Below are 25,437 nucleotides of genomic sequence, written 5' to 3' on the forward strand. Positions count from 1 at the left end.
ATCTTGCCATTGTACTCATCTGTGGCTTCATGTCGCCCAAATTCTGGGTAGACAGGCGGCGCGGCCGGCCAATGACGGACGCACCAGTTGCCAAAGTGCGGTAAACGCACGACGCGCGTCTTCGGCGCTATGGCCCAAATAGCGGCCAATGATAAAGTTATTCATCAGGGTCACATTAGCCTGGCCCGGCTGCGCCAGCGTCGCCAGGCTCGCACGCAGGCTTGCCATCAGCGCCTGTATTGCCTCGTCATCAGTGTTGCCACTGACCTGGCCGGCAACAAAGACGCCGCTGACCGGGCAGGCATTCATGCCAACAACGGCAGCGGCAAGTTCAAAGTTGGCCTTGTCGAGATGCAGGTTCTCCAGCAGCACCGGTCTGCCGTCGTAGCGAATGAACAAGCGCTGGTGCAACTCACCGTGGGTGAATGGCAGATCGCTGGCAGGTAAACCCAGACAACAGATTTCCCAGCCCATATAGGTACTGCCTGCGCTCATATCCACCGTGGTATCCATCCGGCCAAAAGCGCCGGGGAACACAATCATCTCCTGTGGCAACCATTCCATTACCGATTCAGGAGCCAGGGAAAAGTGCTGGCTCTGCTGCTGCAGGCTGCGATCGCTGCGGGCACGATAGACACGACCTGCGCCGGGCGTCGTCACCAGTACGCGGGCTCCCTGCTCCAGCTGGATATCAATGCCAAGACGGTCACCGGAAACCAGGCCACCGGGGGGATGCAGGAGATAAACATGCGCCAGATCAGCGCCTTCAGGGTAGAATGGTTTCTGCACATACAGCGGCCCGTGATGGACATTGCTGACCAGACGACAGCCTCGAGCCTGTTGTCGAAAGCGCAGGGCCAGGCTGGCGTGCCATGCACTGGCGGGTCGCACTGTCGCGATCTGTTCTGCCAACACCGCGCTCATACGGCCAGATGGCGTTTGATCAGGTCATCACTCAGGTTTGTCATCACATCACTGGCAACCACACGACCTTTTTCCATCAGACGGAATTCGCTGCCGACGCGACGCGCAAAGCCCAGTTTCTGTTCGACCAGAACCACAGTCAGTCCTTCACTATTGAGTTTCATGATCACATCACCGATTTGACTGACAATGTTGGGCTGAATACCTTCATTGGGTTCATCGAGCACCAATACCTTGGGGTCAGTCACCAGCGCCCGGCCAATCGCCAGTTGTTGCTGTTGACCACCCGACAGGTCACCCCCGCGACGATGCAGCATCTCGGCCAGAACCGGAAACAGCTCGAATATTCGCTGCGGGATCTGTTTCACACCATCTCTCCGGCAAGGCAGCCCGATCTGCAGATTCTCCTCCACAGTGAGTGTCGAGAAAATATCACGCCCCTGCGGCACAAAACCCAGGCCCAGACGGGCACGTTGATGGGCTGCCGTCGCCTGGATCGGCTTGCCATCCAGCAATACCTCGCCAGCTGCGATCGGCAGCAACCCCATCAAACATTTGAGCAGGGTAGTTTTGCCAACGCCGTTGCGCCCCATAATACAGGTACAGGAGCCGCGCTCAATACTCAGGTCAACATCCCACAAAATCTGGGAACCACCATAGCGCTGGCTCAGTTGTCGGATTTCGATCACGGTTCTTCCCCCAGATACACTTCAACAACGTCCGGATTGCTTTGAATCTGATCCATTGTACCTTCAGCGAGCACACTGCCCTGATGAAGCACCGTAACGGTGCGTGCAATGCTGCGCACGAACTCCATGTCGTGCTCGACGACAACAACTGTGCGCTCACCTGCCAGCGAGGTTAACAACTCAGCCGTTTTTTCGGTCTCCTGGGCAGTCATACCCGCCACCGGTTCGTCGATCAGCATCAGACGAGGATCGGACACCAGCAACATGCCGATCTCAAGCCATTGCTTCTGGCCGTGCGACAATACGCCGGCGGGCCGATTCCTGAGTGCGGCAAGACCAATCGTGGTCAGCACTGCGTCAATCCGGTCGCGCTGCTCGGAATCAAGTTTTGCCAATAGTGTAAACCACACACCTTTGCCTGTCTTCAGTGATAGCTCAAGATTCTCCGCCACGCTGAGCGCTTCAAATACAGTGGGTTTCTGAAACTTGCGCCCGACGCCCAGGCGCGCGATCGCCGCTTCGTCGTGCCTGAGCAGGTCTACCGACTGACCGAAATACACCTGACCACTGTCACAACGGGTTTTACCGGTAATCACATCCATCAACGTGGTTTTACCGGCGCCATTGGCACCAATCAGGCAGCGCAATTCACCGTCGTTGATATACAGACTCAGGTTGTTCAGCGCCTTGAAACCGTCAAAACTGACGCACAGCGACTCGATATACAGAATCACCTTGTGCGAGACATCAGGCGTCGTCATTTTGTTCAATCTCATGCCGTCTCCTCCCCTGCCGCGCGCGCAGTGCGCGCGTCGTCACCATCAGAGTCTTTACCCTGACGTTTCTGCTTCAGCAGGCCGGCCAGACCCTTGGGCAGGAAAATGGTGACAAAAACAAACAATGCACCGAGCATGAAAATCCAGCTTTCCGGCACCAGCGAGGTGAACCGGGTCTTGGCATAACTGACCAGAATGGCGCCAACCACGGCCCCGTAGAGCGTACCCCGCCCGCCCACGGCGACCCAGACCACGATCTCGATGGAGTTGACCGGACTGAACTCGCCCGGGTTGATGATGCCGACCTGAGGAACATAGAGAGCACCTGCGAGCGCGGCAATCAATGCAGAATAGACAAACAGCCAGACCTTGAAATGGTCGGTACGATAACCCAGAAACCGTGCGCGGGCTTCACTGTCCCGAATCGACACCAACACCCGTCCCAGACGTGAGCGCATGATCAGTTGACTGCTGATAAACACTGCGGCCAGCAAGATGGCAGTAACGACAAACAATCCCACCCGCGTGTTGTCTGCACTCAGATCAAAGCCCGCGATCTCCTTAAAGTCGGTCAAACCGTTGTTGCCACCAAAACCCATTTCATTACGGAAAAACGCCAGCATCAGAGCATAGGTCAGGGCCTGGGTCATGATGGAAAGATACACGCCGGTGACGCGGGACCGGAACGCCAGCCAGCCGAACACCAGGGCCAGCAGTCCCGGCACCAGCGCGACAATCATCATGGCAAACCAGAACTGGTCCATGCCAAACCAGTACCAGGGCAGGCTGTCCCAGTTCAGGAACACCATAAAGTCCGGCAGATCAGGATTGCCATACACGCCGCGATCACCAATCTGTCGCATCAGATACATGCCCATGGCGTAACCACCAAGCGCAAAAAATGCACCGTGGCCCAGGCTCAGAATACCGCAGTACCCCCAGATCACATCAACTGCCAGAGCCAGCATCGCGTAGCACAGGTACTTGCCCAGCAAAGTGATGGTATAGGTGCTGACATGCAACGCGGAACTCTCGGGCAATAGCAGATTGGACAGTGACGCTACCAGCGTGGCAACAAACAGCACCACCACAAACAGCGTAATCGTATTGCTGCCGCGACGCAGCTCACCCCAAATGTCAGCCAACTGACTCATTCAGCAGCCCTCCCTTTTTGCGGGAACAACCCTTTGGGCCTTATCTGGATAAACAGAATAATAAAGACCAGCGTGATGATTTTGGCCAGTACCGCACCCGTCGCCGGCTCCATGAACTTGTTGGCGACACCCAGCGAAAAGGCCCCGACCAGTGTGCCCCACAAGTTACCCACACCACCGAAAACGACCACCATAAAGGAGTCAATGATGTAGTCCTGTCCCAGATTGGGGCCAACGTTGGTCAACTGACTGAGCGCCACGCCGGCGATACCGGCAATGCCGGAGCCCAGACCGAATGTCATGGCGTCAACCCAGTCGGTGCGGATACCCATGGCTTTTGCCATGTCACGGTTTTGCGAAACCGCCCGCACCTGCAGCCCCAATGAAGTCTTCTTCAGAATCCACAACAGAATGACAAACACGATAATCGAGAACAGCAGGATGAACAGCCGATTGTTGGTAAGCGACAGCACCGGGTTGATATCCCAGGAGCCACTCATCCAGTCAGGCGAAACCACCAGGCGGTTCAATGGCGAGAAAATGGTCCTGACCGCCTGTTGCAGAATCAGGCTGATACCGAAGGTGGCCAGCAGTGTCTCCAGTGGCCGACCATTGAGGTAGCGAATAACAAAACGCTGAATAAACATGCCTACCAGACCGGACACCATAAAGGCTGCCGGTATCGCGACCCATAACGAATAGTTGATGAACTCGGGCATCAGCAGTTGCACCACATAAGTGGTATAGGCGCCCAGCATCAGCATTTCGCCGTGCGCCATGTTAATCACACCCATGACACCAAAGGTCACCGCCAGACCAATGGCCGCCAGCAACAACACCGAGCCCAGACTGAGGCCGTAAAAGGCCTGTTCCATCAATTCATAAAAACGCACCTTGCGTTCGATACTGGCCAGCGCTGACTCGATGGCCGCGCGCACCTCCGGGTCCTGCTCATTGCGGCCCAGTTCATCCATAAAACTGCGCAGCAGATTACGAACCGGCCCCTCCAGATTGCCATGCAATGTTGCAACGGCGGCAAGACGTTCGTCCTGTGGCGCATCGGTGACCAGCACATTCATCGCCAATGCCACATTGATCATGTCAGCAACTGCCGGTACCTGTTCGTTGACAATGGCTTCGTTGAGCACAACCAGGTTTTCTTCATCAAGATTGCTGAGCATGATTTGGGCGGCTTGCGCACGCTCGGCGTCACTGCCCTGCAACAACCTGATACGGGCAATCGTGGCCTGCAGCACGGCTCGCAAGCGGTTGTTGATACGTACCTGTTCCAGCGACTCAGGATCGACATCGTTGCGCTCAACACCACTGAATACATCGCTCACCGTGACACGACCACCATCGCTTTCACGTCGCTCCACCAACTTACGGCTATCCGCCTGGTAGTACAACGCACCATCCTGCATGGCGGTGAGCAGTGGCAGCACCATACGCCCGCCGGCCTGCTCAATTTCAGTTACCAGTGAAAGCATGCGACGCAGGTTGGCGTCGGTCAGCTCGAGCAACAACGGTGAAAGTTCAGCGTTGTCATCGACCGGTTCCGCCTGGTCTATTTCGGGGGCTTGCTGCGCTGCCGCCGTTGAAAAAACGAAGCAGCAGATCAACAACAAGAAGATTCTCACGCGCTCACTCCATGACGAATAATGCCGTCGGGTTTCAATCGGGCCCGCAGCGGGGCCCGGCAGAGGTGGTTCAAGAGGTGGACCGAGGATCAGTTGCTTTGCCCTGAACAGGTTCCGGTAACGGTGTTGTAGTTGCCACAACGAATAGGATCAGTCCAGTCAGAGATCAGGTCTTTCGAGCCTTCCAGGTAATCTGACCAGGCATCTCCGGGCACTACGCCGTCAGTTTCCCACACCACCTGAAACTGGCCGTCAGACTGGATCTCGCCAATCAGCACTGGCTTCGACAGGTGATGGTTTTTGTTCATGACTGCCATGCCGCCGGTAAGGTTCGGCGTTTCGATGCCTATCATGGCCTGCTCCACCGCATCAACATCCGTGGTACCTGCTTTCTCCACTGCCTTCACCCACATATTGAAACCGATATAGGTCGCTTCCATAGGGTCATTTGTCACACGATCGGTGTTACCGATAAAGTCGTGCCAGCGAGCGATGAAATCAGTGTTCGCGTCGGTATCAACGCTCTGGAAATAATTCCATGCTGCCATGTGTCCTACCAGAGGTCGCGCGTCAATCCCTGACAGCTCTTCTTCGCCGACAGAGAAAGCGATCACCGGGATATCCAGTGATGAGATACCCTGGTTGCCCAGTTCGCGGTAAAACGGCACGTTGGCATCGCCGTTAATGGTTGATACTACCGCCGTGGCTTTGCCGGCGCTGCCGAAACGGCTGATGTCAGATACGATGCTTTGCCAGTCAGAATGACTGAATGGCGTGTAGTTGATCATGATGTCTTCGTCAGCAACACCCTGAGCCTTGAGATAGGCTTCCAGAATTCTATTGGTGGTGCGCGGGTATACGTAGTCGGTGCCGGCCAGCACCCAACGCTCAATACCCAGATCGTTCATCAGGTAGTCAACGGCGGGAATGGCTTGCTGATTGGGTGCCGCACCGGTGTAGAAAATGTTTTTGGACGATTCTTCGCCTTCGTACTGCACAGGATAAAATAACAGCCCGTTGAGCTCCTCAAGCACTGGCAACATGGCTTTGCGCGACACCGACGTCCACGCACCAAAGATCACATCAACATCGTCCTGTGACAACAGTTGACGGGTGCGTTCGGCGAACAGTGGCCAATCCGAGGCCGGGTCTACCACGACAGCTTCCAGTGGTCGCCCCAGGACGCCGCCTTTACTGTTCTGCTCTTCCACCATCATCAGCACGGTGTCTTTCAGCGTAGTTTCGCTGATGGCCATGGTGCCTGACAATGAATGCAGGACCCCTACCTTGATGGGCTCCTGAGCATGAACGCCCAGACTGAATAAACAGGCGGCGGCGGTCAGAATGGATCGGGACATAAAAGAGGTGTTGCGCATGACGGACTCCTTAATAAATCTGATCTCATTTTGGAGATTCAGGCGGGCCGACAACAAGTCGGCGATTAACCATGACACCTACGTCATTTAACGTAGGTGAGCTTAAATTCCCATGACCCGTTCCACGGTCCAGAACAGACCCATCCCGCCGACAGCAAAGGCGCTGGCCCGAATCATTTTCTGATCGAAGTGCACTTTTCGCAGCAACGCCAGCAGAACCAGTACGGTGGCCACGAACATCAATTGACCCACTTCCACGCCAATATTGAAGAACAACAGCGCTACCACAGTGTCCGCCGCCGACACGCCCAGACCTCCGAGCACACTGGCGAACCCCAGCCCATGAATCAGACCAAAGCCAGCTGTGATGCCCATTCGCCATCGCTGCGAGTTGGCAGCCCCGCGCGCTGTCGGCGCGCGGCCATTGTCAGCCGAATTCGCCAACAAGGCTTCGCGAGCCATGAACACAACGGACAGGGCGATGATGGCTTCGACCGGCACAATGGGCACATTGACCACCCCCAGGTAAGCCAGCGCCAGCGAAATGGAGTGTCCCAGCGTGAATGCAGATATGAGCCACAGCAAGCTGATACCGCGGGCCAGCATGGCCAGACAAAGCACAAATGCCAGGTGGTCCAGGCCAATCAGCACATGTTCAGTCCCCAGCACCAGATAGCGCCAGGCGGTAGCCATGAAGCCGGCAGGCTCCTGTCCGGCAGCCGCCTCCCAGTCAGGCAGACTGAACTCGGCGCCAAATCGGCCACCTGATAACATGGTCGAGGCGATGCTGCCATCCAGCAAATGCAGCTCCAGCATGCCGCCGTCGCGGCCCCACCGGGTACGTATCAGCCCGCTGCTGGTTTCCTCGCAATTAACATCAAAGCTGACGGTGACGGCATTGCCGTTATCCACACGCTCATCGCGCTCCAGTACCGAGCAGCCGTCGGGCCAGCTGACTGGCAGATCAGGGTCCAGATTGACCGGCAAACTGGCGTCAAAACGAAACCATAACCCTTCATCTTCAACGTTCAGTTGCACCAGGGTGAATTGAGCCAGATCCATGTAGTGTGCGAGGGCTACCGGGACGGAAAACAGGAAGAACAGAACACCGGCCAGCTGCCATCGCAAACGTTTAACCACCATTGGACTCCATCACGATCGTGAAGCGCTCCTTGACGGTCTCCGTGCGCGCACTGACATTCTGGCGACGATAATGCGCCGACCAATCCTGACTCAGACGTTCGCGGACAGCCTGATACGGCATCAACTCGGGCTCACCTTTGCGGCTGACCTGAGCAAAGTGGAAGCCGCGTGCTGATTCCACAGGGCCCAGCCACTGTCCTACAGGCGCTGCTTTCAACGTCTCATAAAACTCACCACCGAAACTGCTGCGCAGAATACTTTCCGAGTAGCTGTTCAGGTTCTTGCCCAGCCAGAATGACTGTCCTTCAACGGATTCACCGGCCTGCAACTGTGCCAGGATAGCAGCAGCGTCTGCAGGCATTTCTTCGAAATAGACCTGGGAAAAGCTCAGCGTGGGCTCGGTATAGTACGAGTCCATATTTTCCATATAAAAGTCGAGCAGTTGTGCTTCGTCCACTGGCTCAGGTGATCCGGCCCACAACATTCGTACTTTCTCGATCAGGTGCGCGCGCATTTTGCCGTCGCTCAGGTGCATGCGTTGCGCCAATGCTTCACGGAACAGTACTTCTTCATCAACCCACTGCGAAATCAGGGTCTGCGTTTCCTGCTCAGTGGGCTCACGGCCTTCGAGCCAGGCAAAGTTGTCCTGCAACATCGACACCGTCGCGTCATCGATGACAACAACATCGCCTCCGGCTGCTGCCATGCCCGATGTTTGCGCATCACTCGCGTCGCTGCCGCCAGCCCAGGCGTTGTAACCAAATATAACGACCGCCACCAGTACAAAAATCGACAACGGCTCCGTCAGGAAATTTTTCGCTCCCGATGACATCTTTTGCTCACTCATATTTCACCCCATTGATCATGATCCAGTGACCGGTTACCGCGATACAGCAGACAACGATCCGACCATCAATTCTGGCCGTGATCGACTGTCAGAGGATCCAGATAGTTTTCATCATCCAGGCCCATTTTGCGCATGGCAACACCGCTCAGACAGGCATTCATCATGTAGTTGGCGTTCATGGCGCTGACATAACTCAGGTCCAGCATGGGCGCCAGATCCATGATTTCGAAACCCGCAATCTGTGTTTCCGCACAAAGTCTACGCAATAAAGGTGCCAGTTCCCGGACAGTCAGACCACCGGGTGCTGCACGACCTGCTGCAGTGAGCTGTGCCGGGTCGAGAACACTGACATCCAGAGAGATATAAACACGGTCAGTGGCAGACCTGGCTTCATCAATGACGCGCTCAGCCACCACGTCCCAGCCATGGCGCTCTACTTCCGCCATGGTGTGGTACTTGACACCCTGCTCACGCAACCACTGGAACGACTGCGGTGTCGCTTGCGATCCGCGCAGACCGACCTGGATGACATTACTGCCGTCGACCACCGCCTCCGAGATCAGGCGATAAACCGCATCGCGGTCGGACAAAAGGTGTGCACGCGTGGGTTCAGCGTTGTAATTCGCACCAAAATGAACCACGGTCAGCGGGTCGCCTGCATCAATATCGTGCACAGCCTTGACGGTTGGGTACATCAGCGAGTGATCGCCACCGACGACAAAGGGCACTGCACCGGTTTCAGAAATTTCCATGATGCGCTCATAGACATGCTGCACACCACGGTGCACGCTCATGCGATCGACCGAGATGTCACCGTAGTCCACCACATTCAACACTGCCAACGGATCAACCATGGAATAGACATCGTGTGTGCCCAGCACATGCATCGAACGAACCGCCTCAGGTGCGTTACGTGCGTCACGCGACCCACTGCTCATGCTCTGCGGAATGCCTACGATGGCCACTTCCACGTCGCCGGCGATCAGGTCAGCCTGGTCAGCCGCGACCAGCGCACCGGCAAATGTCGGAATGCCACCCCACTGATGAATATAGCGATGCACACTGAAGGGGCCGGGCTCCCTCAGGTATTCATTCAATATCTCTGGTGTTACGACCTTGAAGCTGTTAAATCTGCTCGCTTCCGGGTTCAGCGGGATCTCGGCCATGTCAACGCCGGGACGAAACGCCATCGCTTCGACGGCCATCATCATGTCGCTGACAAACTGCTCGATCTGTTCCGGGGTGCGTCGATCCAGTTCCTGGTTCAGTTTCTCCCGGGTCGGGATCACACGCAGTGGCTGAAAACCGCGCAGAAAGTCCAGCTGTGCCGCACTCAGGCCACTGAGCCTGGTCATGATCTGTGGCGGGATATCCGCTTCTGCCTGTTGCGCAAGGCTGCTAAGTGGCGCTGCCGCCAGCAGCGAACAAAGCGCAAATCCAGCAATCAGGTGACGTCGTTGCGTAGTCATCATTGTGGATTCTCCTCGTGATAATTGTCCTGGGCATGGTCAATGGTTACCGGATTCAGGTAGTCAATGTCATGACCCAATTTGCGCATGGCAACACCGACCAGACAGGCCTTGATGATGGCAGCACTGTGCAAGGCGGTTGTGTAACCGGGGTCCAGCGCCGGTGCAATTTCAACAATGTCAAAACCAACCAGCTCCTGTTGGGCGCAAAGCTTGCGAATAATCGGAATAGCTTCGCGTGGCGTCAGACCGCCCGAAACCGGTGTACCAGTACCAACAATGTAGGATGGATCCAGCACATCAACATCAAAAGAAATATGCAACTTGCGACCATCGCGCTTGGCTTCGTCAAGAACACGTTCCATGACGTATTCCCATCCATAGCGCTCAACTTCAGCCATTGAATGGTATTTGAACCCTTGTTCACGCATCCAGCGATAACCGCTTTCGCTGGGCCCTCCGGAGCGCAAACCGACCTGAATATAGTCACTGCCGGTAATGTGATTGTCACGCATCAGGCGGTAAATCGGTTGGCCGTGCGAAATGTGGTGCGGGCTGTCGCCCATACCCACGTCATGGTGAGCATCAAAGTGGATGACACTGACATTGCCTTTGCCGTAAACGTCTACCAGTGCTGCGACATTCGGGTATTCCAGTGAATGATCCCCGCCGACAATCAGGGGAATGGCGCCGGTCTCGGCAATCTCCCTGACCACCTCTCGCACATGTTGCATACTGCGCTCGGTGCTGTCGTTGTCGATGGCTATATCGCCATAGTCAACAATATTAAGCTCACTACTGGGTCTGATCTGAGTGTACTGATCGTTGCCGGCCATGCCCCCGGTAGTGCGCATAACCAGCGGCCCGTAGCCAGCATCACGCCAACCGGACCCCATGTTCAGTGGCGCACCCACAATCGCCACATTGACATCACCGGCGATCAAATCTTCCGGCGTCAGCGCCACCGGCGCCCCGGCGAAGGTGGGAATGCCTCGTGGCAGACTGACAGGACCCGGTTCACGCTCGGGATCAAAACTGCGTGGTCGCCGTACTGTCCAGGCATTAAAATCCGGCGACTCAGTGTTCAGGGGTAACCATGCCATATCACGACCCTGCTCAAAACCGGTCTGATCTTCAACCCACATCATGGCATCGACGTACGCCACAACCTGCTCGGCCGAACGTTTCTCCAGCGCTTCAATAAGATCCTCTGTGGTGGAGGCGTAACGCCTTGTTTTACTGCTGTCTTTCAAATAGGCAAGTTGCTCCTCGTTCAGCCCGGCCAGCTTCGCATCCAGCGATGCGGGAAACTCGACGGGAGCATCCTCTTCTTCACTTTCAGTGTCCTGAGCCAGCACGACTGACGTATAGCTGCCAAATCCTACAGCCATCGCCAGCCATAGCGCCTTGAGTGTTGCTGAATTATTTTTCATACCGGATTCCTGTTGCCGCGTCATAAAGCGGCTATCAATTCTGACCATGATCCACTGTTGTGGGGTCCAGGTAATTTTCCTCGGTGATACCCTGCTTGCGCATGGCGATTCCCGTCAGGCACGCGTTCAGCATGTAGTTGGCGTTCATGGCGCTGACGTAACTCAGATCCAGCATGGGTGCAAAGTCCATCAGCTCCAGTCCGGCAACTTCGTTCTCGGCACACAGACGTCGCAGCAACGGTGTCACTTCACGGATAGTCAGACCACCGGGAACGGCTCTGCCGGCAGCGACCATCTCGGTCGGGTCCAGCACACTGACATCCAGCGAGAGATAAAGCGGGTTGCCAGCGTCGCTGGCCTCTTCAACAATCTGCTCCATCACTTCCTGCCAGCCATTGGCTTCAACAGATGCCATTGTGTGATACCTGACATCGTTGTCGCGCAACCATTCAAAGGACTCTCTGGTCGCCTGAGACCCTCGCAGCCCCACCTGGATCAGGTCGCTGCCATCAATCACACCTTCCGACACCAGGCGGTAAACAGCATCACGATCAGAAATGGTGTGAGCCCGCGTTCGTTCCGCGTTGTAATTGGCACCAAAATGCACCACAGTCAGACTCTGATCCGGGTCAGCCGCCTGCACCGCTTTCACATTGGGATACATCAGCGAGTGATCACCACCAACCAGAAATGGAACAGCCCCGGTATTGGCCATCTGCAGCACCATGTCGTAAACATGGTCAAGACCGCGCTCCAGGCTCATCCTGTCTACCGCGATGTCACCGTAGTCAACAATATTGAGCACAGCACCCGGATCCACCATGGCGTAAACGTCCAGATTGCCGGTGACATGCATGGCACGCAGGACATTTGGCGCATTACGTCCGTCACGGCTGCCACTGCTCATGCTCTGCGGGATACCGGCGATTGCAACTTCCACGTTACCGGCAATCAGATCTTCGGGAGTCACCGCTACCGGTGCCCCGGCAAATGTAGGGATACCCGCCCACTGGTTGATATACCGATGCACATTCACCGGACCGGGATCACGCAAACGCTCCTTGAGGATTTCCGGCTGCACCACCTTAAAACCGTTAAAGCGGCTGGCTTCCGGATTCAACGGAATATTCGCCATATCGATACCAGGCCGGAAGGCATGCGCCTCAACGGCTTCAATCATATCGCTGACATACTGTTCGACCTGTTCGGGCGTTCGCCGCTCAAGATCCTGATACAGTTTTTCTCGCGACGGAATAACGCGTAGTGGCTGATCTGTACCCAGAAATGCTATCTGGTCGTCTGTCAGCAGTTCCAGCTTGGCCCTGACCTCGGACGGGATTCGGGCCTGGGCAGACAGTGTCGAGGAGTGAGCAGCGACGAACATGCTCAAGGCCAGCGCCGACACCAGATGACGGTTTGTCCTGATTGTCATAGTGGATTCTCCTCGTGGTAGTTGTCCTGAGCGTGATCAATGGTCACCGGGTTCAGGTAATCCGGGTCATGTCCCAGTTTGCGCATGGAGATACCAATCAGGCAGGCCTGCACAATCGCAGCACTGTGCAGGTTGGTCACGTAAGTTGGATCTATTTCCGGCGCGATCTCGACAATATCGAACCCAACCACTTCCTGCTGCGCGCACAGCTTGCGAATAATGGGAATGGCTTCGCGTGGCGTCAAACCGCCGGAAACCGGTGTGCCCGTGCCTGCAATGTAGGACGGATCCAGTACATCGACATCAAACGAGATATGCAACTTGCGGCCATCTGCCTTGGCTTCGCTGAGAATACGTTCCAGAACGTAGTCCCAGCCATAACGCTCAACTTCCGCCATCGAATGATATTTGAATCCCTGTTCACGCATCCATTTATAACCACTTTCACTGGGGCTGCCTGAGCGAAGACCTACCTGGATATAGTCACCGCCTTTGATATGGCCGTCTGCCAGCAGCCGGTAAATGGGCTGCCCGTGATCAATAAAGTGAGCACGGTCACGGCCGACATCGTAATGCGCATCAAAATGGATGACACTGAGATTGTCTTCCCCATATACATCGACCAGCGCCGCTACGTTGGGATACTCCAGCGAATGGTCGCCACCGACGATGAACGGCACCGCACCGGTCTCGGCAATCTCGCGCACCACCTCGCGCACGTGCTGCATGCTGCGCTCGGTGCTGTCCTGGTCAATCGCGATATCACCATAATCCACGATATTGAGTTCGCGGCTGGGGCTGATCTGGGTGTACTGGTCATTGCCACCAACGCGGCCTATCAGACGCAATGCCAATGGACCGTGCTGGGCGCCGCGCCAGCCTGACCCCATGTTCAGTGGTGCACCAACAATGGCTACATCAACCTCGCCTGCCACCAGGTCTTCCGGCGTCAGGGCAATGGGTGCACCAGCAAAGGTGGGGATACCGCTGCGACCGCCATAGCGTGACAGATCGATAGGACCCGGTTCGCGATCCGGGTCGAAACTGCGCGGACGGCGGACCGCATAGGCATTAAAATCGGGGCTATCGGTGTTCAGAGGGATATGGTCCAGGTCTTCACCTTCCTGGAATTCCTGCTCTTGTGTCACCCATATCATGGCGTCAACATAAGCGCGCACCTGAGCTGCAGTTCGCTTCTCCAGCGCCTCAATCAATAATTCGGGAGTACTGGCAAACCGGCGCGTGGGCCCGGTGCGCAGGAACTCCATTTCTTCTTCAGTGAGCGTGGACAATTTTTCATCCAGCGAGCTCGGGAATTCAATAGGTTCGCGTTCTTCTTCCTCATCGTCCTGTGCGACAAGCGGCATGGACAGCGTACAAAAAAGCAGCGCCAGCGCTGCCAGAGTTAAACGAGATTTGCATATCTCTTTTGTTTTCATGCTGGATCCTTTGATTTACTGACTCATCGGCAGGAGGTGACGAAGCCTTGTCCACCATCCCCCAGGAACGCAGGGGATAGTGGACAAGGCAGCGGCACATACTACTTATCTATCGAAGTTGCAGTGTTGCATCACAACGCGACGTTGATACCCAGGTAGTAGGCACGGCCTACCGGGCTCACCGGGTAGCTACGTTGTGTAGCGTAAGGCTCTTCGTCGGTCACGTTGCTGACGCCGCCATAAACCCGGACCGTAGAACTGTAGTCCCAGTTGGCTGACAGGTTGTGCGAGAAGAACTCATCCGAGAAGATGCCGGGGCCATAGTTCTGCACAGCAGTCTCAATCGGACCTGTAAGTGCCATTTCGCTCAGGTACTGTGACCGCAATGACACACTGAAAGGACCGGTGGCAACACTGAAGTTCAACTGACCCGCCCACTCCGGGCGATTCATTTCCATCAGGTCGTCATCAACAACTGCTTCTTCACCGGGATTGGAAGGCTCGATGAACTCCAGTTCCAGTTGCTTGGTTACCGCACCGCCTAATCCGAACTGGTAGTCACCCAATGCGAACTGGTAGTTGACGTTCAGATCGACACCAGTCGCTTTGGCTTCACCAAAGTTCAGCTGCACCTGACGCAGGAAGGTAAAGCCGCCTGACTGCGCCGAGCTGGGCTCGCGGTTACGGTCCAGCAGTTCACAGAACGGGTTGTCCAGTGACGGCGAGTCGTAACAGCTGGTTGCGATGTTCTGCGACGAAATCTCGGAAATCGCATCTTCGATCACGATATCCCAGTAATCCAGGCTGACGGTCAGGCCTTCAACAAAACGTGGCTGAATCACCACACCTAAAGTCTTGGTGATCGCTTCTTCCGGCTGGAGGTCAGGGTTACCACCGATGACCCCCGGGAAACCGGCTGACAACGGATCCACAAAGATGTAGTTGCCGCTGGCGTCAAATATGTTCTCGTTCAGCACACCTTTGGCCTGCAGGTCGGCAACACAGTTGTTCTGACGCAGTGTCGGGTCTGGCGCGCTGCTCAACTGGGACACATCACAAGGATCGTTGGGACGGAAGTTTTGACCCTGCTCAGGCGAAAACAGCTCAAACAGGTTTGGCACCCGAACGGCTTTGCTGTAGTTGGCACGGAAGCGTACGTCCTGAACCGGCGCCCACAGGCCACCAACCTTAAAGGTGTCACTTTCACCAAAGGTTGAATAGTCGGCCCGACGGAAAGCACCGTCAAGCGTCAGGGTTTCGATTAATGGCAGGTTGCTGAGCAATGGAATTTCAAACTCACCAAAGATATCCCACACGTCGTAGCTGGCACTGGTACTCAAGGCGCGGTTGCCAGGCGATCCGCCCAGACTCTGCGCATTGCTCACGTCACCGATCCAGTCGCCGGCTTCAAACGCCACACCATTGGCGGTGACACCACTGACAGGAAGTATGCCCTGATCGTAGTTGTCATATTCCTGCGCACTTGTCTCTTCCCGCCACTCGCCACCAAACGCGAAGGAGACCGGGCCTGCCGGCAAGGTAAAGAACTCGCTGCTGTTGCCACTGACAAAACCACTGACCACAGACTGCTCAATTTCTTCCTTCACGGTACGGGTATAGGTAAAGAAGTCGATGGATTCCTGGCTGATTGAGCCCTTGCCGCCAAACAGGTTGGCTGGCTGACACTGGCCGTCGCCGGCCTGGAAACTAAAGAATGACGACAGCGCACCGCCGCCCAGATAGGACGGGAAGTTGAACGGCGTGGTTCTTGGGTAGGCCGTGGCGCTGAGATCGGAACGACATACTGGCTGCCCCGTAGCCGGATCTGTTGTTACGTCAATCGCCGCAAAGAAGCGATCGGTAATCGGCGTGAACGGTGATTTGTAATGACGGTTGAACTTACCGTAGTTAGCCGCCACTTCGTAGTCCAGACCCCACTGGTCAAGACTGCCGCGCAGACCGCCGACAAGACGATAGGTTGTGCGTCGGTTGATAGATTCATTGTCACCCCAGTCATCCGAGTCGCGGGAGATATACAGACCACCCGGACCTACAAAACCAACACCGGGGTTATTGGCAAACGGAGCCAACTGAGCCGGCAGGAAGGGGTTATCTGGCGCACCATACAGCAGGTCAGTCGCCTGGTTGCCACCACCGCCAAACACAACTTCGTGATACACGTACTTGGTTTCGGCAAACAGCTCCATGGTCGGCGATATCTCGTAACGACCATTCAGGTTGATGGAGTATTTATCATCTTGCGGAATCACAAACGGCCTGTTGGGTGCAATGTAGCTCTGAGCGGCACCGAACTGGTTGAAGTTACCCGTGACCAGGCCATCTTCGTATGAAACCAGTTCACCGGCTTCGTTAATCACCCAGCAACCGCCTGCAGCACCGAATGACGCTGCGCCATCCAGACTTGAGTTGTAGCCGGTAAAACTGTCCAGACAGTCTGAGGTACCATTGCCGTTGAGGTCAGGTTCCTGACCGAGCGGAATTGAGGTACCAAAGTCACCCAGTGCCACCACACCGTAAGGCGACGTAATGTTAAACGTTCTGCCCGGCAGGAAGGCGCGTGGGCTTGCAGAAGAAGGACGATCAAACAGCGCCTGTTCAGCAGCGGTCAGCGTGGGTGCCGAACCAAACTCATTCAGGTAGTTGCTGGCAAACGCTTCAGCAGTCGGGATACGCAGGCCATAGGGGAACAGGCCGGTGTTGTTAAAATTATAGTATTGCGCCAGGTTAGGCGTATTGGAAGCATTGATATCTCCCTGCTGAAAACGCAACGCCGGGTTTACATCGCCGGTAGCACGGCCATCATTGGCCAGGAAATCCCGATCCCCGGCGCGCAGGCCGTCACTGGAATCATGCTGCAAGGATATCGTGAAGTTACCACGATTATCATCGAAGTTCTGCCCGATCAGGGCACGCAAGCTAAGGGTATTGGCATCACCCTCACCGGATATACCGGTACGGAAATCGATGTCCACGCCTTCGTAATCGTTGCGCAACACAAAGTTAACAACACCGGTTACGGCATCGGCACCGTAAACTGCCGATGCACCACCGGTGAGCACTTCAACACGTTCAATCAATGCTGACGGGATGGTGGAGACGTCAACAGATGATGTGCCTTCAATACCCGATACGTGGCGTCGCCCGTTAACCAGGGTCAATGTGCGCTGTGAACCCAGGGCGCGCAAGTTCAGTGCGCTGCCGCCGACGTTACTGGAGCGTGTGCTATTGGCCGCGGTGCCGCCAATGGAGTTGGTGCTGGTGACCGACGACAACAGCGCCGGGTTTTCATTCAGAATTTCACCAATATCAACCGTGGCGGAACTCGACAGGTCTTCGGCACTGATTACCGACAATGGCTGCGTGGATGTCGCGTTGTCTACTCGCTGGATCCGGCTACCAGTAACGACCAGCTCTTCGATCACTGGCTCAGTTGATTCCTGTGCGTAAGTAAATGGTGTGGACGCGACGCCAGCCAGAATGGCAATAGCGTAATTCAAACGACTACGTGTAAAAACTTTCTGTGGTTTCATGTTCATCAGGTGTCATACCCCCCGGTACTTCTAGCAGTTGACCGCCAATATCTGGCTCCAGTGTTATGTCTTATGTGCCCTTCAGTTCTTGGCGTGCAACTAAACAGGGCTTTCAATGGGGGTGGGAGCAATATGTGTGCCACAAATATTTGTTATTACAAATCAACTATTTAAAATTTTTCGTCAAAAACAGGCAGACAATAACGATTCATTTCGGGGCACATAATGCGAACAGGATCACATTTTTGTGCACGCACTTTTATATTTTTATTGTTTATTTTTAATAGCTTGCGCGCCTTAAATTACCTTTCGTTTAAAAACAAAGGGGCTAAAATAAGATCAGGATACGATAAAAGAAATTCAGTAAAAATACGCTGGAGTACTTAGAAAAAGACGCGCATACGCATAACTGCGCAATGCTGCATCCAGTTACGCAATACGTCCGGGGCGAGAGCTGAAACTACGTTAATCAACGTAGGATTATCGAATGAAGGCTTGGGCAGGAGATCCATTCAGGGACGACCAGGCGGTCGTCCCGAACGGCTAAAGCGGAAGTAACTTACAGCGAGGAATCCTGGAACTCAACATGGACTTCAATCTGGATTTCATCACCCACACCGAAAGACACCATGTTATCCAGGCCAAAATCAGAACGCAGGAACTCAGCCGTGGCCGAGAACCCGAGCGTGTAACGACGGGTCAGGAAGTTGCGACCGCCGCCGTTAAAATTGACCGTCATTGTCACCGGCCCGGTATTGCCCAGCAGCGTCAGATCGCCGTCAAAAACGAAGGTATCCTCGTCTACCGCTTCAACAAATGCAGTGGTTCTGAACACCGCTTGCGGATGGTTGGCAACATCAAACCAGTCATCACCGCGAAGATCTTCAGCAAAGGCTTCGTTATTGACATCCAGCGAGGCTGTGTCAATGATCACTTCCAGACTGGAGTTTTCGACGTTTTCAGCGTCAAAATCCAGCGTCGCATCAAAGTCGTCAAAGCGGCCAATGTAGCGGGAAAAACCCAGATGATCGATTTTCCACAGCAAGGTGGCGTGTTCTTTGTCGAGCGTGTATTGCCCACCTCTGAGCTCGGCCACACTGGTTTCGAAGTCCGGCGTGATCAACCGGTCACATGACACCAGCGCTGCAGAGCTGGCAAGGACCAGCAAAACCTGACGATATTTGCAAAACATTTTTGAAAGCATGTACGTGTTCCTTGATATTTATCCCTGTTACTGCACGATATCGGCGTAGACATCGACTTCGATAGCTACTTCGTTCGGGATGGCAGATGTGTTGGCAAAGTATCCCTGGCCCACACCGAAATCCAGCCGTTGTACAGTGACTTCACTGGTCAGGTTGAATCGCGTGCCGTCAATGCTCAGCTCAAAAGGAAAGGTCAACGGCTGAGTGACATCACGAATCGTCAACATACCCTCAGCAGTAAACGAGTTTACCGACGTCAGCGTGCACTGATCAGCGGTAAAGGTCGCGGTCGGAAACTGATCCACGTCGAACAGTTCAATATCAAACATGTAGCTCTCGGTTTCCTCGTCACCCACATCCAGATCGATAATCGGAATGAGAACATCGATTTTGCAATCACCGGGGCTCAGCGGATCGATTTCGAACGTGGCCTGGACATTGTTGAACTCGCCCTGATAAGGCGTATCCGAATACGAGTATTTGAAGATCACTGTCGAGTCTTCGGGATCGATTTCCCAGGTGGCTGCCTGCGCAGACACAGAGGCAGCCAACATCAGCGGCGCAAGTGCCGCTTTAGCAAATGTATTACGTATCATTACTTCTACTCCTTGGTATCAATTTCTGCCCGGCAAATTATGGCAGTGTATAAATCACCAGCTCTGACGGATTTCCGCGCTCGCTGACGACCATGCCGAGGTATTGTTTGCCATCGTGCTCATAGGTGAACGGCTGGCCAGTCTGGGTACCCGGCATTTCAATCTCGGCGATGATCTCGCCAGTCTGTTTGTCGTGCGCGCGCAGCGTGGGGCCACCGCCAGTGCCTTCACCCGAGAATAACAGGGTTTTGGTGAGCAACAGGCCTGAGCGGGTTTCAACGCCGGTACGTGGTATATCAACACCTTCCAGGGCCCGGTTGTTGGCAATGGCTGGCGGTGTATCCGCGTTGGCTATCATCCACTCATGCTCGCCCTCAACCATATCGATAGCCGTGATACGACCATACGGTGGTTTGGCAATGGGAAGGCCCATGGCGCGCGGTACACGCACACCCAGCGCCATGCTGAAGTCGATGTCGGAATTAGCGTCTTTGTCCACTGATAACACGGTAGCAACTGTCCGGGAAGGCACATACAGCATGCCCGTTTCAGGATCCATCGCGGCCCCTTCCCAGTTGGCGCCACCAGTAGCAGATGGCAGGCTCAATGTGCCCTGAGTGCCATCAGGCGCATCTTTCATAGACGGCGGTGAATACAGGTTTGTGCCCAAGCGGAACGGTTTGATCGCTTCCAGAGCCGCTGCGTAGATTTCCGGTGTGAAATCTACCAGATCATCTTCGGTGATGCCCTGACGGTCAAAACCGGCCGGTTTGGTCGGAAACGGCTGTGTTGGCGCGTACCATTCACCCGGCACATCGCCGGCGGGCACCGGCAGGTCTTCAATCGGCCAGATCGGCTCGCCGGTGGCACGGTCGTAGGTGTACACGAATGACTGCTTGGTCACCTGCATAACGATTTCGCGGCCGTTGGGCAGATCCGCCAGAATCGGCGCAGCAGGGTTGTCCCAGTCCCAGATGTCGTGACGAATCATCTGTTGGTGCCATTTACGCTCGCCGGTTGCGATGTCCACTGCGACCAGGCTGCTGGAGAACAGGTTGTTGCCCGGGCGGTCGCCGCCATAACGGTCACCCGTAGCCGCTTCTACCGGCAGATACACCAGACCCAGCTCCGGATCGCCCGACATCGGAGCCCACACACCCGTGTTACCGGTGTAATCAGCGCTGTTTTCGAGCCAGGTGTCATAACCGAACTCACCCGGACGTGGAATGGTGTGGAAGGTCCACAAATGCTCGCCGGTGCTGGCATCATAGCCGCGCACATCGCCTTTGACGTTGGCCATTGACGGCGGACGCATGGAAACGGCCATGGCCGGGCCCACCACAATGACATCATTCATGACAAAAGGCGGCATGGAAGAGCCAATATCAATATCGTCACGGCCTTCACCAAGACGCAGGCCTTCCTGCATGTCGATAATACCGTTATTGCCAAACTCGGGGTCTGGCAAACCGGTGTCTGCATCCAGAGACACCAGGAAGAAACCAGGGGTAATGGTCAGAATGCGACGCTTGTCACCATCCTGCCAGAAGGCAACGCCACGACCGGAGCCCTTGCGGGGCGCGGCGTCAAAGCGTTCGCCTTCCTGCGCCCGCCATTGCCACAGCAATTGTCCGGTGACGGCATCCAGGGCCACGATGTCTCGCTGCGCGCCGATGGTGGTGTACAACACGCCATCCACTTCAAGCGGCGTAAAAGTGGCGTTGAACTCTGGTTGGGAGCCAAAAATTCCGGTCGGCAGGCGCCAGGCAATCTCCAGCGAGCTGACATTGTCGGCGTTGATCTGATCAAGCGGCGAATAGCGCTGGGCGGCCATATTGCCGTTGTAGTCGGGCCAGTCTCCGGCATAAACATCCGTGCCGGACTGGCTGAAGGCCGCAGTCGAACAGACAAGCGAACTGACGCCTAACGCCAGCGCTGATAACACGCGTTTTGATCTTAACATTACTAACTCCCTGAATTCAGGCTATTTTATTTTTTAGAATCATTCGGCCACCCTTGTTTTACGGCGGCTAAAGCGACCGTAAATGCACGACCAGGGTGTGTATTGGCCAAATCTGGGTACACGCAAGAATAAGTCATCCATGGATGCTAAGCAAGCCGGGCGCCCCGGTGAACCAGTGCCTGAAAGACAGCTGGAGCGGTTCATTCGACTAAACGGTTGCCGAATTCTCAGGGAATGGATATCTCGCGGTTGTACCAGGGTGTGGACGTAATACCGAGCAACGTTTCATTGCCATCAAACAGGCGGGAGTACAACGGGCCGGATGCGGAAAAACTGAATGCCTCAATCCGACTGTTCGGTGCCCCAGGGACACCCAGTGCATCGCCAGCCTGATCAATCCGGTAGGTCCGTGTGTAGTCAGTATGCTTGCCCGAGCGGATAACGATCGTGGACTGTCGTCTTGTCGGCACTGCCTGCTGATACTGCAGCGACACGCTGACACTGTCACCGCTGGCGGCTTCCATCTGCCAATGTTCCTGCACCTGTGAGAGTTCATCAGCCTGGCCATGCAGAGACCGCTCTGCCGTCGCCACTACCGCGGTTTGATAGACATCATAGGCACCCGTACCTTCCGGTGAGATGCCATTGATGATCAGGATACCGCGATCACCTCTGGCATCGCGAGCCTGCACCGACATGACCATATAGCGGCTGCTGCCACTGCCGACCGGTTGGCCTTGCGGATCGAGAATGACATGGCGATCCATGAACGTAACCGTCAGATTGACCTGGTCCGGGGCCCCGGCAACGTCGGTAATTGTCCAGCCGGCTGGCAACAACGCCCGCACAGCTGCACCATTGACCCGAAAACTGAGCGAGGTCCGGGTTTCGGCGCTCCATTCCTGGTAGTCCTGGGCGTCAGCCCGGGTCGAACTGACAATCAATCCACTGACTGACATCAGAATGATCAGCAAAACGTTGGCGAATCCTGACCGAATCATCGAACACCCCTTTTGTATGTAATCTTTGCCGGCACATTATCACCGACTGCTGTCAGTGTCCTGCCCCGGATTAAAACAGGCCGGCACCAGCCATCGCGACATCGTCAATACCATAACCTCATGAGGTGGCATATCCCCATTGATCAGCAGGATATAACGATCGGGGATTTCGCGACAGCGTTGCATATGATGGGGAGGAAACTGCCGTGTCATGAGACAAAAACTGGCTCAAAGACCTGTCACCTCAATTGCCTCACTGAATGGTAGAGGCGGCGCAATCAGGTAACCTTGCGCCTGATCACAACCTCGCCGCTTTAACATTGCTTGTGTGAACCCGATACCGGAAAACTCCCTAACTCTGTCATAAGTATGACTATACAGCGGCTCAGACGATTGTCCAACATGGCTTCCGGATGCGTTTGACCGAACTGGGGAATTATCATTAACCGGATACCAGAAACAAAAAAGGCCCGCTAAAGCGGACCTTTTGTTGTTTGGCGCACCCGGAGAGATTACTCGACCCATCCATGGGTCTCGCCCAAGGGGTTCGAAGCCCCTACAGTAAGCGCTATATGATTTTTTATTACATTTAATAGTGCGTCCATTGCGTGATTTTGCACTATAAAGCACTACAAGGCACAGCCAAACCCGCAAATATCCCGCAGAGCTGGCCCACAATATTTTTCAATGGACACTTCACCGCCAGTGATCATTGGCTTCCGCGATGGTTGCGAAATGAATGGCAATGACCCGGGAGGAAGCGATTAGTAACCCTGCATCCTTTGCGTACTCCTCACGCAGTGAGAAAAGCACCTCGCGATTCGGCTGCGTGGTACTCACGCCACGGCGTGCCAGAGTCACGGCCAGCGCATAACCCTCATCCGGGGTATCCGTGATCAGATTCAGTCCGTCACTCTGGGCACTGACCGGCCCGCCGCTCAGCAGCACAATCAACCCTGTAATAGTCAGCGCCACCAGAGCCATCGAAATCAATGTGCTTTGTTTTATCATCATTTAATCCTCCATCGGTTCATTTGATAATCAATGATTGATTTACTAAACGGCATATTCGCCACACGAGAATTCCCAACAGCGTCAGTTTGAGCGCATCTGCGACGATGTAAATCATATGCAACACAGACGCAGGAGGCGTGCTGCCGTCCAGAATTACCTGCACCCGAGCATCCAGTACCGGCAGAAGCCAGATAGTTTGCATTGCCACAATCAGCGCAATGGTCACGGCCGTCGCCTGCATCCATCGCCTGGCTGTACCGACAGTGAAAACGACAAGCATCAGCCCCAGTGCGACCTCAAGCCAGTTGAAGACCATGAAGGTCTGCCGGCCAACATCCAGCGCGACTGGCAGCGACAAACTGGGCGCAACGAATTTCACCGGCGTTGCCAGAAATGATACCCCCAGTAGCAGGCCTGACCAGAGCACAGCCAGCAACAGCAGACTCAGAATATTGAAATTACGCATCTCCCGCTCCTGCGATATTTGGCTAATGATCAAAAATTTCCGTGTCAGCATCGCCCGTGACATGAAGAAGCCCCCAGGCCCCTTTATCAGCTCGCGCCAACGCATGATCGACCAATACGTAGGTTCCGGGGTAGTCCACGGTAAACTCTACAATCGTAGCCCCTCCCGGCAGCACGGCTGTGGTCTGCACGTTGTGGAACTGTGCCCCGCCTATATTGGCTTCCGGGTATACGGTATCAAAAATTTCGCCCACCACATGAAACGACGATGACAGCGCGACACCGCCATTACCAACATAAAGGCGAACGCGGTCGCCCACTTCAGCTGTCAGGTTCTCCGCAAGAGCGCCGGTGCGGCCGTTAAAAAAAATATAGTTGGGGTTACTGTCCAGCATCTGGCGGCCATCGAAAACCTGCAACCCCCGTCGACCGATGGTGCCAGTTGTAAACAGTTCGCCCTGAACGATATAAAACTCTCGATCCACCTCAGGCAGGCCGCCCTCGGGCTCTACCAGAATCAGACCATACATACCATGGCTCATGTGGACCGCCATATTCGGCACTGCGCAGTGATAAATATACAGGCCGGGATTGAGGGCGCGGAACCGAAAAGATTTTTCCTCACCGGGAGCAACGATGGTGGCTTCCCCTCCACCTCCAGGTCCGGTCACAGCATGCAAATCGATGTTGTGCTGATGAAGACTGCTTTCGTGATTACGCAGTGTGAAATTGACCACGTCACCTTCCCGAATTCTTAGCATGGGCCCGGGCACCTGTCCGTTAAACGTCCAGTAATTGAAACTGATGCCGGGCGCCACTTCGGACAACACCTCGCGGGTTTCCAGCTCCAGACTGATCTCTTGTGGCTCCCTGAGCACCGGCGGCGGCACTTCGCGCGGATCAGCGGCGATGTCGCCTATCGTTTCGAAGTCACCGATGCGACGAAAAAACTCCAGCACATTGCCTAACGGTAGCGCTGGCCCCTCGTCCGGGCCATAGGTCTCACCGTACTGCGGATATTGCAACAAGTGGCGAGTGCCCAGTGAAATCACAATAAACAGCGCCAGGGCACTCACAAACACTGCCATGGATGTCAACATGCCGGCGGGATAATCCAGCCTGTGAATTAACCTCATGAAAAAATACCAGGACGCAGTAGCAGCCACAGCCAGCGCGAACACCTCCAGCAGCGACGTGCGCACATTCCAGATTAATGACGGGCCGCCCAATACCAGCAATGTAACCAGGACGAGCACCATCACTGACATCACGGCATAGACTAGCAGGCTCGATAAGCGGTGAAGATTTGGGTGCATACAA

At 55.1% G+C, this 25,437-nt stretch carries 21 protein-coding genes; all 21 read right to left on the reverse strand.

Translation table 11 applies throughout. The annotated features are described in order from the left end of the window. Positions 1-27: 27 nt before the first annotated feature. Positions 28-924, reverse strand: coding sequence for an urease accessory protein UreD (locus ENH71_RS03970; protein ID WP_294133519.1), 897 nt, complete (start codon positions 922-924; stop codon positions 28-30). Next, positions 921-1,613, reverse strand: coding sequence for an urea ABC transporter ATP-binding subunit UrtE (gene urtE, locus ENH71_RS03975; RefSeq protein WP_294133522.1), 693 nt, complete (start codon positions 1,611-1,613; stop codon positions 921-923). Before urtE ends, ENH71_RS03970 begins: the two co-directional genes overlap by 4 nt. Next, positions 1,610-2,389: an urea ABC transporter ATP-binding protein UrtD gene (gene urtD, locus ENH71_RS03980; protein ID WP_294133524.1), complete on the reverse strand. Its 780-nt coding sequence runs from the start codon at positions 2,387-2,389 to the stop codon at positions 1,610-1,612. The genes urtE and urtD overlap by 4 nt, the downstream gene beginning before the upstream one ends. Further along, positions 2,386-3,543, reverse strand: coding sequence for an urea ABC transporter permease subunit UrtC (urtC, locus tag ENH71_RS03985; protein ID WP_294133526.1), 1,158 nt, complete (start codon positions 3,541-3,543; stop codon positions 2,386-2,388). Before urtC ends, urtD begins: the two co-directional genes overlap by 4 nt. Then, positions 3,540-5,183: an urea ABC transporter permease subunit UrtB gene (urtB, locus tag ENH71_RS03990; protein ID WP_294133528.1), complete on the reverse strand. Its 1,644-nt coding sequence runs from the start codon at positions 5,181-5,183 to the stop codon at positions 3,540-3,542. Before urtB ends, urtC begins: the two co-directional genes overlap by 4 nt. Before the next feature lie 89 nt (positions 5,184-5,272). Then, positions 5,273-6,559, reverse strand: coding sequence for an urea ABC transporter substrate-binding protein (gene urtA, locus ENH71_RS03995; protein ID WP_414704700.1), 1,287 nt, complete (start codon positions 6,557-6,559; stop codon positions 5,273-5,275). Between the two features lie 102 nt (positions 6,560-6,661). After that, positions 6,662-7,702, reverse strand: coding sequence for a HupE/UreJ family protein (locus ENH71_RS04000; RefSeq protein WP_294133529.1), 1,041 nt, complete (start codon positions 7,700-7,702; stop codon positions 6,662-6,664). Beyond that, positions 7,692-8,549, reverse strand: a complete 858-nt coding sequence (locus tag ENH71_RS04005) for a peptidylprolyl isomerase (RefSeq protein WP_294133530.1) — start codon at positions 8,547-8,549, stop codon at positions 7,692-7,694. Before ENH71_RS04005 ends, ENH71_RS04000 begins: the two co-directional genes overlap by 11 nt. A 65-nt stretch (positions 8,550-8,614) precedes the next feature. Beyond that, positions 8,615-10,021, reverse strand: coding sequence for an agmatinase family protein (locus ENH71_RS04010; RefSeq protein ID WP_294133531.1), 1,407 nt, complete (start codon positions 10,019-10,021; stop codon positions 8,615-8,617). Continuing rightward, entirely contained in the window at positions 10,018-11,451 is a 1,434-nt protein-coding gene (locus tag ENH71_RS04015) for an agmatinase family protein (RefSeq protein WP_294133532.1), read from the reverse strand. The genes ENH71_RS04010 and ENH71_RS04015 overlap by 4 nt, the downstream gene beginning before the upstream one ends. Positions 11,452-11,485: 34 nt before the next feature. Continuing rightward, complete coding sequence (locus ENH71_RS04020; RefSeq protein ID WP_294133534.1) at positions 11,486-12,883, reverse strand: agmatinase family protein; 1,398 nt, start codon at positions 12,881-12,883, stop codon at positions 11,486-11,488. Beyond that, on the reverse strand, positions 12,880-14,322 hold the full coding sequence (locus ENH71_RS04025) for an agmatinase family protein (RefSeq protein ID WP_294133537.1): 1,443 nt from the start codon (positions 14,320-14,322) through the stop codon (positions 12,880-12,882). Before ENH71_RS04025 ends, ENH71_RS04020 begins: the two co-directional genes overlap by 4 nt. A gap of 131 nt (positions 14,323-14,453) precedes the next feature. Next, entirely contained in the window at positions 14,454-17,879 is a 3,426-nt protein-coding gene (locus tag ENH71_RS04030; protein ID WP_294133540.1) for a TonB-dependent receptor domain-containing protein, read from the reverse strand. 553 nt (positions 17,880-18,432) lie between these two features. Beyond that, positions 18,433-19,077 (reverse strand): YceI family protein, encoded by a 645-nt coding sequence (locus ENH71_RS04035; protein WP_294133543.1) that lies wholly within the window; start codon positions 19,075-19,077, stop codon positions 18,433-18,435. A gap of 27 nt (positions 19,078-19,104) precedes the next feature. Beyond that, positions 19,105-19,674: a YceI family protein gene (locus ENH71_RS04040; RefSeq protein ID WP_294133545.1), complete on the reverse strand. Its 570-nt coding sequence runs from the start codon at positions 19,672-19,674 to the stop codon at positions 19,105-19,107. A gap of 37 nt (positions 19,675-19,711) precedes the next feature. Then, complete coding sequence (locus ENH71_RS04045; RefSeq protein ID WP_294133548.1) at positions 19,712-21,637, reverse strand: PQQ-binding-like beta-propeller repeat protein; 1,926 nt, start codon at positions 21,635-21,637, stop codon at positions 19,712-19,714. Between the two features lie 227 nt (positions 21,638-21,864). Continuing rightward, positions 21,865-22,638, reverse strand: a complete 774-nt coding sequence (locus tag ENH71_RS04050) for a hypothetical protein (RefSeq protein WP_294133551.1) — start codon at positions 22,636-22,638, stop codon at positions 21,865-21,867. Between the two features lie 39 nt (positions 22,639-22,677). Beyond that, the gene (locus tag ENH71_RS04055) at positions 22,678-22,851 is read right to left on the reverse strand and encodes a hypothetical protein (RefSeq protein WP_294133554.1); all 174 of its coding nucleotides are present in this window, start codon (positions 22,849-22,851) and stop codon (positions 22,678-22,680) included. A 483-nt stretch (positions 22,852-23,334) separates the two neighbouring features. Next, on the reverse strand, positions 23,335-23,652 hold the full coding sequence (locus tag ENH71_RS04060; RefSeq protein ID WP_317622380.1) for a hexameric tyrosine-coordinated heme protein: 318 nt from the start codon (positions 23,650-23,652) through the stop codon (positions 23,335-23,337). A 16-nt stretch (positions 23,653-23,668) separates the two neighbouring features. Beyond that, positions 23,669-24,118 (reverse strand): hypothetical protein, encoded by a 450-nt coding sequence (locus tag ENH71_RS04065; protein WP_294133557.1) that lies wholly within the window; start codon positions 24,116-24,118, stop codon positions 23,669-23,671. Between the two features lie 22 nt (positions 24,119-24,140). Beyond that, the coding region (nirK, locus tag ENH71_RS04070; protein ID WP_294133560.1) for a copper-containing nitrite reductase at positions 24,141-25,437 on the reverse strand (1,297 nt) is incomplete at its 5' end.

The organism is Pseudohongiella sp. (genome assembly GCF_011050365.1).
In the GTDB taxonomy this organism is placed as follows: domain Bacteria; phylum Pseudomonadota; class Gammaproteobacteria; order Pseudomonadales; family Pseudohongiellaceae; genus Pseudohongiella.